General features: G+C 70.1%; 10 protein-coding genes. 3 read left to right on the top strand and 7 right to left on the bottom strand.

Annotated elements, in window-relative coordinates:
• Positions 1-15: 15 nt before the first annotated feature.
• The 6 genes from DA075_RS11850 to metX form a co-directional block, all read right to left on the bottom strand.
• Entirely contained in the window at positions 16-675 is a 660-nt protein-coding gene (locus DA075_RS11850; protein WP_099953398.1) for a cytochrome c3 family protein, read from the bottom strand.
• Between the two features lie 218 nt (positions 676-893).
• Positions 894-1,367 (bottom strand): GNAT family N-acetyltransferase, encoded by a 474-nt coding sequence (locus DA075_RS11845; protein WP_099953397.1) that lies wholly within the window; start codon positions 1,365-1,367, stop codon positions 894-896.
• 32 nt (positions 1,368-1,399) lie between these two features.
• Positions 1,400-2,032 carry a PRC-barrel domain-containing protein gene (locus tag DA075_RS11840; RefSeq protein WP_099953396.1) on the bottom strand — a complete coding sequence of 211 codons (633 nt, stop codon included), beginning with the start codon at positions 2,030-2,032 and terminating at the stop codon, positions 1,400-1,402.
• A gap of 58 nt (positions 2,033-2,090) precedes the next feature.
• Positions 2,091-2,477, bottom strand: coding sequence for a hypothetical protein (locus DA075_RS11835; RefSeq protein WP_099953395.1), 387 nt, complete (start codon positions 2,475-2,477; stop codon positions 2,091-2,093).
• Positions 2,474-3,130, bottom strand: coding sequence for a methionine biosynthesis protein MetW (gene metW, locus DA075_RS11830; protein ID WP_099953394.1), 657 nt, complete (start codon positions 3,128-3,130; stop codon positions 2,474-2,476). Before metW ends, DA075_RS11835 begins: the two co-directional genes overlap by 4 nt.
• A complete protein-coding gene (gene metX / locus DA075_RS11825; protein ID WP_099953393.1) occupies positions 3,127-4,299 on the bottom strand; it encodes a homoserine O-acetyltransferase MetX in 1,173 nt (390 codons plus the stop codon). Before metX ends, metW begins: the two co-directional genes overlap by 4 nt.
• Before the next feature lie 253 nt (positions 4,300-4,552).
• Between metX and DA075_RS11820 the strand changes: the two genes are divergently transcribed.
• Entirely contained in the window at positions 4,553-5,395 is an 843-nt protein-coding gene (locus DA075_RS11820) for a chorismate mutase (RefSeq protein ID WP_099953392.1), read from the top strand.
• A gap of 199 nt (positions 5,396-5,594) precedes the next feature.
• Here DA075_RS11820 and DA075_RS11815 read toward each other — a convergent pair whose 3' ends face one another.
• Positions 5,595-6,941 (bottom strand): MFS transporter, encoded by a 1,347-nt coding sequence (locus tag DA075_RS11815; RefSeq protein ID WP_099953391.1) that lies wholly within the window; start codon positions 6,939-6,941, stop codon positions 5,595-5,597.
• 145 nt (positions 6,942-7,086) lie between these two features.
• Here DA075_RS11815 and cyoA point away from each other — a divergent pair, with 145 nt between their 5' ends.
• The gene (gene cyoA, locus DA075_RS11810) at positions 7,087-8,190 is read left to right on the top strand and encodes a ubiquinol oxidase subunit II (RefSeq protein WP_099953390.1); all 1,104 of its coding nucleotides are present in this window, start codon (positions 7,087-7,089) and stop codon (positions 8,188-8,190) included.
• A gap of 43 nt (positions 8,191-8,233) precedes the next feature.
• Positions 8,234-10,261 carry a cytochrome o ubiquinol oxidase subunit I gene (gene cyoB, locus DA075_RS11805; RefSeq protein WP_099953389.1) on the top strand — a complete coding sequence of 676 codons (2,028 nt, stop codon included), beginning with the start codon at positions 8,234-8,236 and terminating at the stop codon, positions 10,259-10,261.
• The last annotated feature ends 1 nt before the right edge of the window (position 10,262 follow it).

Here is a 10,262-nt window from a genome sequence, read left to right as displayed (position 1 = left end):
GGATCCCGCATGCGCTCATCGGTGGCAGATCCCGCATTCGGTCAGCCGCTCGCCGCCGCGGATATGGTACTGGCGCACCAGCTCCGGCCCGAGCGTGGCCTGGTTCGCCGGCGGGCTCCAGGCCATGTCGAGGATCCGGTCCTTCGGCCGCACGTATTTCTCGGGGTTGCGGTGGCAATCGAGGCAGAAGCTCATCTCGAAGGCGTTGGCCCGGTAGGTGAGCTGCATGTCGGTGACGCTGCCGTGGCAGGTCGAGCAGCCGATGCCGTTGGTCACGTGGACGGCGTGGTTATAGTAGACGTAGCCCGGCAGCTTGTTCAGGCGGGTCCAGACCAGGGGCTGGTCCTTGGCGTAGCTCGCCCGCACCGGCTCCAGCATCTCCGAGCCGGACCAGATCTGGCTGTGGCAGGTCATGCAGGTCTGGGTCGGCGGGATGCCGGCGGTGGCCTGGGTCTCGACCGTGGTGTGGCAGTAGCGGCAGTCGATCTTCAGCTCGCCCGAATGGTGCTTGTGGCTGAACGGCACCGGCTGGGCCGGCGCCACCCCGACGCCGGTGACGTAGGAGGAGCGCATCAGTCCCGCCCCCACCACCGGCAAGGCCGCCAGGCAGGCCGCGCCCGTGAGGAGCGCGAGGCGCAGGAGGGCGTCGGCGCCCGGCGCGAAGAGCTGGCGCACGGGGCTCAGGCCTCGCCCCGGAGGCGCGCCGGGCACCCGGGAATCAAGGCGGGGATCACGCTCTGCACGCCGTCCTCGTCATACCGCGGCCCAGTTCGGAACGATGCCAAGCTAGGTGGCGCAGCGTCCGGCTCCGGCCAGGGGCCGCGCGCGCGGGAACGGCCGAATGTCACAGCCGGAGGGTCGCGGTCTTATGCCGGGGGCGGCCAAGTCCCGCGTCACGCGTCCCGCTTCATCAGGGTCGCGCCGGCGCCGTAGCCGGGAGGCGGCGCCTCGGGAATCGGCCGGAAGCCGTGGCGGCGCCAGAAGCCGGCGGCGTCGCCGACCGCGACCAGCACCATCGCGGGCAGGCCGCGCCGCCGTGCCTCGTCCCGCATCAGCCCGACGAGCGCGGCCGCCGCGCCGCGGCCCCGCGCCTCGGGGAGCAGGGCGACGTCGTGGATGCACCAGGCGCCCGCCGGCCCGGGCAGGGACCCCAGCTCCGGCAGGGATCCTATCAGGGTGTCGAGATCCGGCACCGACCGGGCGTGCCAGGGATGGCCGACGGCGTAGCCGAGCAGATCCCCGTCGGCCGTCAGCGCGAAGCAGCCCTCCGGGCACAGGCGCAGGCGCTCCTCCATCACCGCGTCGTCCTCCGGGTAATCCGGGTGGATGCGGGCGGCGATGGACGAGGCGGCGGCGAGGTCCGACATCCGCAGCGGACGCCAGCGGAGGTTCGACGGGGTCAGGGGGCGGCCTCGTACTTGAAGGCCGGCGCGGCCTGGAGCTGCGCCTTGGTCAGCCGCACCTCGGCCTCCACCACCGTGCCGTCGGGGCCGGTCGCCAGCACCGTGGCGCGGCCCCTCGGCTCGGGGGCCCCGACCGAGCCGGTGGCCTCGTCGACGGTGCCGCTGCGCTTGGCCGGCACGGCGGCGAGCGCCTGGTCGGTCACCTTGGCGCCCGGCATCGTCTCCGGCCCGGCGGTGCTGGCGGCGTCGCCCGGCGCGCGATCGGGCGTCGTGAAGGAGGGCGGAGCCTCGGCGGCGGCGGCGCGGCCGGTGTTGAAGGCCAGCTTGTCGAACGGCACCGCCACGGATTTCTGACCGATGCCGAGGAAGCCGCCGACGCCGATCACCGCCGCCCGCACCCGCCCGTCCTCGGTGAGGAGCACGTCCTCGATCTCGCCGACCCGGACGTGATCCATGCCGATCACCTTCACGCCGACGAGCTTCGAGGCGCGCAGGAAGCCGGGCTCCGGCCGGGTCAGGAAACCCGCTGCCGGATCGGGGGCGGGCGGCTGCTGGGCGAGGGCGGGCGTGGCCATGACCCCGATGGCGAGGGGCAGGGCGCCCAGGAGGGCGCGCGAGAAGGTCGTCATGTCGGGTCTCCGGGCGGAGCGGGAGTTCAGGGCCTCAACGGGGCCGGCGCGCCTCGGTTCACCAGCGCAGACGGTCCATGAGCCCGCCGACGACCGCCCGCGCCGAGCCCGCCGCGCCGAGCGCCCAGTCCCGCGCCCGGGCGACGCCGCCGCTTGTGGCGCGGGCGCGCGCCTCGGCCTCCTGCGCCGCCAGCATCGCGTGGACGTAGGCGTCCTCCTGCGGCTTGCAGGCGGCGAGCGCCGCCCGCTGCGCCGCCCGCCGCTCCATCCCGAGGGGCTGGCCGGTGAAGGCTTGCCGCACGCATGTGTGCCAGCGGGTCTCGAGGGACGCGAGGTCGGTCTCCTCGGCCAGGGCCGGTCCGCAAGCGAGGGCGACGAGGAGCAGCGACGATGGATGTGCGCCGGCGGGCCGCCGGCGCCTGATGCAGCGCGCAGCCGTGCTCACCCCCGCCGCAGGAGGAACACCCCCTGCGTGCCGACGAGGTTCCACACCCACCACGGCAGGGCGAAGCGCATCGGGTGGCCCGAGGCGTCGAGAGCCGAGGCGCGCTCGATCCGGGCGCCGACGAGGCGGCACAGTCCGACGAAGTCCCGGATGGTGCAGTGGTGGATGTTCGGGGTCGCGTACCAGGGATCGGGCAGGGTGTCGGTCACCGGCATCCGGCCGCGCAGCAGCAATTCGCTGCGCACCCGCCAATGGCCGAAATTCGGGAACGACACGATCGCCCGCTGGCCGATCCGCAGGAGGTGCTCCAGCACCTCCTTGGGCTGGCGCGTCGCCTGGATCGTCTGCGACAGGATCACGTAGTCGAAGGCGTCGTCCGGATAGGCCGCCAGATCGGTGTCGGCGTCGCCCTGGATCACCGGCAGGCCGTGCGCCAGGCAGGCATTGACGCCCTCGCGCGAGAGTTCGATGCCGCGGCCGTCGACGCCGCGCCGGTCGCGCAGGAGCGCGAGCAGCGAGCCGTCGCCGCAGCCGACGTCGAGGACCCGCGAGCCGGGCTCGACGAGGTTGAGCATCACCAGGTGGTCGATGCGGGCGGAGCCGGTGGCGTCCTGCGGCAGTCCCGCGGGGGCGAGGGAAGCGGTGACGCTCACAGGCCGCGCTCCCGGGCCGCGGCCGCGATGAAGCCCTTGGCCGCCGAGATCATCGCCGGCTCGTCGAGCAGGAAGGCGTCGTGGCCCTTGTCGCTCTCGACCTCGACGAAGGCGACCGGGGCCGCCGCGGCGTTGAGCGCGTGGACGATCGCCCGCGAATCGGCGGTCGGAAACAGCCAGTCGGAGGTGAAGGACATGATGCAGAACCGCGTCCGCGTGCCCCGGAAGGCGTTGGCGAGCACGCCGCCATGGTCGGCCGCGAGGTCGAAATAATCCATCGCCCGGGTCAGGTAGAGGTAGGCGTTGGCGTCGAAGCGCTCGACGAAGGTGATGCCCTGGTGGCGCAGGTAGCTTTCGATCTGGAAGTCGGCGTCGAACGAGAAGGTCGGGGCGTCCCGGTCCTGGAGCCGGCGGCCGAACTTGCGGTGGAGGGCGGGCTCCGACAGGTAGGTGATGTGCGCGCCCATCCGGGCGACGCCGAGGCCCTTGGCCGGCCGCGTCCCGACGTCGAGGTAGCGCCCGCCATGCCAGTTCGGATCGGCCAGGATCGCCTGCCGGCCGACCTCGTGGAAGGCGATGTTCTGGGCCGAGTGGCGCGCGCCCGTCGCGATCGGCATCGCGGCGAAGACCCGCTCGGGGTAGCTCGCCGCCCATTGCAGCACCTGCATCCCGCCCATCGAGCCGCCGATGCACAGGAAGAGGTCCTTGATGCCGAGCCGGTCGAGCAGCATCGCCTGGCCCCGCACCATGTCGCGGATCGTCACCAGCGGGAAATCGAGGCCGTAGGCCCGGCCGGTCGCCGGGTTGAGGGAGGCCGGGCCGGTCGTGCCCATGCAGGAGCCGACGACGTTGGCGCAGATCACGAAGTAGCGGTCGGTGTCGACGGGCTTGCCGGGCCCGACCAGGCGGTCCCACCAGCCGGGTTTGCCGGTCACCGGGTGGGTGTTGACAACGTGCTGGTCGCCGGTGAGCGCGTGGCAGACCAGCACCGCGTTGCTGCGCGCCTCGTTGAGCGTGCCGGCGGTCTGGTAGGCGATCTGCCAGGGCGCCAGGTCCACCCCCGCATCCATCGCCAGCGCTTCGTCGGCTCCGAAATGGGCGACGGGGCTCGTCGGTTCGACCGCCTGGGAGGCGGAGTCCGGGCCGGGCTTCAGGAGTGGTGTGGCCATGCTTCTCACGGGGCTGTCGCCGGGCGGCGGGCTTGACGAGGCTTTGGCTTGCGAAAACCGGAGGCGGTTCGTTCTCCAAACCGGACCGGTCGTTAAAGCGTCCAAAAATTCCGCTTCAACGGACGAAAAGAGGTAAGCCTTCGCTGTCCCGCCGTCAATCGACGGAAGGACGATCTCCATGGGCGCCGGCCCTGGCCCGCGAGCGGTAGGGGTCGTAAGACGGGTCTTCCCGTCGCTTGTCCCCGTACCTGCCATGACGTCGACCCCGCCCGCCGACCTCGCCGCCCTCCGGGCCGACATCGACCGCATCGATTCGGCGATGCACGACCTCCTGATGGAGCGCGGCCGGATCATCGACCGGCTGATCGCCGTCAAGAAGACCTCGGCCTCCGGATCCGCCTTCCGGCCCGGCCGCGAGGCCTCGATGATGCGGATGATCGCCGAGCGCCACAAAGGCCTCCTGCCGCTCGACACGGTGGAGGGGATCTGGCGGGTCATCATCGCCACCTTCACCTACGTGCAGGCGCCGTTCGCGGTCCATGCCGACGTCTCGGGCGGCGACGCGCCGATGCGCGATTCGGCCCGGTTCCATTTCGGCTTCACGGTGCCGTACCGGCCGCATCCGAGCGCGGCGGCGGTGATCGCCGCGGTGGCGGCCTCGCGGGGCGACCTCGGGGTCTTCCGCCTCGACCAGGGCGTGACGGCGGGCGCGTGGTGGCGTCTGCTCGCGGGCCCCGGCCGCCCGAAGGTCATCGCCCGGCTGCCCTTCATCGAGCGGCCCGGCCACCCGGCCGGCACCCCGGTCTTCTGCATCGCCAAGCCCCTCGACGACCCGAGCGCGGCCCAGCGTGACTGGGTGCTCTACGCCGCCCGGTTCGAGCGATGGCGCGACGAGGCGGCGGAGGCGGTGGTGGACTTGGGCGGCGAGGTGGTGGCGAGCGCCGGTCTCGGCGGGGGCCTGAGCCAGCTCCTGGCGTTTCCCGGCAGCGTCAGCCCGCAGGAGGCGCGGGCGGCCTTGTCAGAGGCTGGGGCGACGCCGGGCGCCCTGGAGGAGATCGGCAGCCACGCGGCCCGGTTCCGGGTGGGGGCCTCTTAGATAAGGATGAGGGTTGAGACTGACGTGTCACGATGAGGCGCGATTCCCCTCTCCCGTGCGGGAGAGGGGTTCCCGCGACTTAATAGTTTGCCGTGCGCTGGAGCAGCGCCCGATCACGTTGCAATCGGGTGCTGCTCTGGGTCTTTGATTTGGCCGCATTTCCTTCGACGAGCCGGCATCCACGTCGCCGGAAAAAGCGCTAGGCCGACACGCCGAGCCGCCGGTTGAGCCCCAGCGCGCCGAGGGTGCAGACCGCGCCCGACAGCAAGTACACGCCGACCCACGGCAGCCCCAGATGGCTCGACGCGTAGAGCGCGACGAGCGGCGCGAAGCCGGCGCCGACGAGCCAGGCGAGGTCGGAGGTCAGCGCCGAGCCGGTATAGCGGTACTTGGTGCCGAAGTTCTCCGCGATGGCGCCCGAGCTCTGGCCGTAGGCGAGGCCGAGCAGCGCGAAGCCGACCACCACGAAGATCGTCTGCCCGGCCATGCTGTCGCCGAAGAGCAGCGGGGCGACGATGCTGCCCAGCGCGAACAGGCCGATCAAGGCGGCGGCGAGCGCGATGGTGGAGCGCCGGCCGATCTGGTCGGCGATCAGGCCCGACATGACGATCGTCATCGTGGCGACGGTGGCGCCGGCGAACTGCACCATCAGGAACTCGCCGACCGAGCGGCCGGTGAACAGGTTGATCCAGCTGACCGGGAACACCGTGACGAGGTGGAACAGCGCGTAGCAGGCCAGCGGCACGAAGGCGCCGACCAGGATGTTGCGGCCGCTCGCCCGCACCGTCTCGACGACCGGCTCCGGCTCGAGCTCGTCGGCCTCGAGCAGGCGGCGGAACTCCTCCGTCGCGACGAGGCGCAGGCGCGCGAACAGGGCCACGACGTTGATGGTGAAGGCGACGAAGAACGGGTAGCGCCAGCCGAAGCCCATGAAGTCGTCGTCCGACAGCTGGAGCTGGAAGAACGCGAACAGGCCGCTCGCCAGCATGAAGCCGACCGGCGCGCCGAGCTGCGGCAGCATCGCGTACCAGCCGCGGCGGTTCTCCGGGGCGTTGAGGGCGAGCAGCGAGGCGAGCCCGTCCCACGCGCCGCCGAGCGCCAGGCCCTGGCCGATCCGGCACAGGCCGAGCAGCACCGCCGACCAGTGGCCGATGGTCTCGTAGCCCGGCAGGAAGGCGATGAGGCAGGTCGAGAGGCCGAGCAGGAACAGCGCGATGGTGAGCTTGGTCGCCCGGCCGTAGCGCCGGTCGATCGCCATGAACAGCACCGAGCCGATCGGCCGCGCCACGAAGGCGAGGGCGAAGAGCCCGAAGGCGTACAGCGTGCCGGTCACCGGCTCGGCCCACGGGAAGACGAGGCGCGGGAAGACCAGAACGCAGGCGAGGCCGAACACGAAGAAGTCGAAGAACTCGGAGGTGCGGCCGATGATGACCCCGAGGGCGATCTCGCCGGGCGCGACGTGGCCGGGCTCCGACGAGACCAGGCGGGCGTCCCGTTCCGGCTTGGAGGAGGAGGCGGAGGCGGGCTCCGCCGTGATCGTGGCCATATCGGAATCCTGCTTCGTCACTCTACGAAGACCCCTTCCTTAGAGGAGAACCCGCCCATTGGGGGCCTGGACAAAACGTCCAATCCCGCGGGGGCCCCGCCGGGCGTACAGGACAGGTGCCGAAAGCTGATCGTCCGGGCTGCCCGTGAAACACTTGCGCCTCCTCCTCGTCCTTCCGTTCATCCTCCTCACCGGAGGATGCAATATGGTGCTCCTGTCGCCCGCGGGCGACGTGGCGCTGCAACAGCGTAACCTGCTGATCGCCTCCACGGTGCTGATGCTCCTCATCATCGTGCCGGTGATGGCGCTGACGGTCGCCTTCGCCTGGCACTATCGCGAGGGCAACAAGAAGGCGGTCTACGACCCCGATTTCCATCACTCGATTGGTCTCGAGGTGGTGATCTGGTCGGCCCCGCTGCTGATCATCGTGGCGCTCGGCGCGCTCACCTGGCTCGGCACCCACCTGCTCGATCCCTACCGGTCGGTCAGCCGCATCAGCGCCTCGAAGCCGATCGTGTCGAGTGTCGGCGACCCGATGGTCTCGGGCAAGCCCCTGGTGGTCCAGGTCGTCGCCCTCGACTGGAAGTGGCTGTTCCTCTACCCCGAGCAGGGCATCGCCTCGCTCAACGAGGTCGCCGCGCCCGTCGACCGGCCGATCGAGTTCCGCATCACCTCCTCCTCGGTGATGAACTCGCTGTTCATCCCGGCGCTCGCCGGCCAGATCTACGCCATGCCGGGCATGCAGACGCGGCTCAACGCCGTGATCAACAAGGCCGGCGACTACGAGGGCTTCTCGGCCAATTACAGCGGCGCCGGGTTCTCGCACATGCGCTTCACCTTCAAGGGCGTCGACGAGGGCGCGTTCAGCGCCTGGGTCGACAAGGTCAAGCAGGATGGCGGCTCGCTCACCCGGGCGGACTACCTGAAGCTCGAGCGCCCGAGCGAGAAGGAGCCGGTGCGCCACTACAAGGCCGTGGACGCCGACCTCTACGACGCGATCCTCAACATGTGCGTCGACCGCGCCAAGATGTGCATGCACGACATGGCGGCGATCGACGCCCGCGGCGGCGGCGGCCGCGAGGGTCTGCACAGCGTCATGAGCCTCACCTACGACAAGGCCGTCCGCCGCGGCACCGGCGCGACCCAGCAGGCGACCTTCGTCACCGCCCTCTGCACCCCCGCCGACGCCTACGGGCTCGGTGGCTCCTCGGCCGCCAAGGCCGCAGCCGCGACCCCGCGCCTGAACTGAACGAGCCCGGACCCCGACAGACATCCGCATTCCAGGCTGAGCCATGAATTCCGAGCACAATCCGATCGAAGCCTATCCGCACTGGTGGCGGCTGCTGTTCGGCCGCTTCACCATCGAGTCCCTGCCGCTCCACGAGCCGATCGTGGTGGTCACCTTCCTCGTCGTCGCGCTGGGCGGCCTCGCCGTCCTCGGCGTGCTGACCCGCTACAAGCTCTGGGGCCCGCTCTGGCGCGACTGGCTGACCAGCGTCGACCACAAGAAGATCGGGATCATGTACATGGTCCTCGGCCTCGTCATGCTGCTGCGCGGCTTCGCCGACGCGGTGCTGATGCGCTCGCAGCAGGCGATCGCCCATGGCGGCGCCGAGGGCTTCCTGCCGCCGCACCACTACGACCAGATCTTCACCGCCCACGGCGTGATCATGATCTTCTTCGTGGCGATGCCGCTGGTCACCGGGCTGATGAACTTCGTGGTGCCGCTGCAGATCGGCGCCCGCGACGTCGCCTTCCCGTTCCTCAACAACTTCAGCTTCTGGATGACCGCCGGCGGCGTCATCCTGACGATGATGTCGCTGTTCGTCGGCGAGTTCGCGGCCACCGGCTGGCTCGCCTATCCGCCCTTGTCGAACATCGCCTACTCGCCGAGCACCGGGGTCGACTACTACATCTGGGCGCTGCAGATCGCGGGCGTCGGCACGACCTTGTCCGGCGTCAACCTGATCGCCACCATCGTCAAGATGCGGGCGCCCGGCATGTCGATGATGAAGATGCCGGTCTTCACCTGGACCTCGCTCTGCACCAACATCCTGATCGTCGCCTCCTTCCCGGTGCTCGGCGCGGTGCTGGCGCTGCTCACCCTCGACCGCTACGTCGGCACCAACTTCTTCACGAACGATCTCGGCGGCAACCCGATGATGTACGTGAACCTGATCTGGATCTGGGGTCACCCCGAGGTCTACATCCTGGTGCTGCCGGCCTTCGGCATCTTCTCCGAGGTGACCTCGACCTTCTCCGGCAAGCGCCTGTTCGGCTACGCCTCGATGGTCTACGCCACGGTGGTCATCACCATCCTGTCCTACCTGGTCTGGCTGCACCACTTCTTCACCATGGGGTCGGGGGCGAGCGTCAACTCGTTCTTCGGCATCACCACGATGATCATCTCGATCCCGACCGGAGCGAAGATCTTCAACTGGCTGTTCACCATGTATCGCGGCCGGATCCGCTTCGACCTGCCGATGATGTGGACGGTCGCCTTCATGCTGACCTTCGTGATCGGCGGCATGACCGGCGTGCTGCTGGCGGTGCCCCCGGCCGACTTCGTGCTGCACAACTCGCTGTTCCTGGTCGCGCACTTCCACAACGTGATCATCGGCGGCGTGCTGTTCGGCCTCTTCGCCGGCATCTACTACTGGTGGCCGAAGGCCTTCGGCTTCCGCCTCGACCCGTTCTGGGGCAAGGTCTCGTTCTGGTGCTGGGTCGTCGGCTTCTGGGTGGCGTTCACGCCGCTCTACATCCTCGGCCTGATGGGCGTGACCCGGCGGATGAGCTCGTTTGCCGGCACCGAGTACCAGCCGCTCTTCGTGATCGCGGCCTTCGGCGCCCTCCTCGTCGCCTGCGGCATCGGCGCGATGATCGTCCAGTTCGCCGTCAGCGTCCTGCGGCGCGAGCAGCTCGCCGACCTGACCGGCGATCCCTGGGGCGGCCGCACCCTCGAATGGGCGACCTCCTCGCCGCCGCCGGCCTACAATTTCGCCTTCACCCCGATGGTGCATGACGGCGATGCCTGGTGGGACATGAAGAGCCGCGGCTACAAGCGTCCGCTGGAGGGCTACAAGGCCATCCACATGCCCAGGAACACCGGCGCGGGCGTGATCATCGCCGCCATCGCCACCGTCTTCGGCGTCGCCATGGTGTGGTACGTCTGGTGGCTGGCGGCGATCTCCTTCGTCGGCGTGATCGCGGCGACCATCATCCACACCTTCAACTACGACCGCGACTTCTACATCCCCGCCGACGAGGTCGCGCGGACCGAGGCCGAGCGCACCCGCACGCTCGCTCTCGTGAAGGCCTGAG

The sequence above is a fragment of the Methylobacterium currus genome (assembly GCF_003058325.1).
Taxonomy (GTDB): Bacteria; Pseudomonadota; Alphaproteobacteria; order Rhizobiales; family Beijerinckiaceae; genus Methylobacterium; species Methylobacterium currus.
The sequence above is the reverse complement of the archived record's forward strand: the minus strand, read 5'-3'. Positions and strand labels throughout refer to the sequence as shown.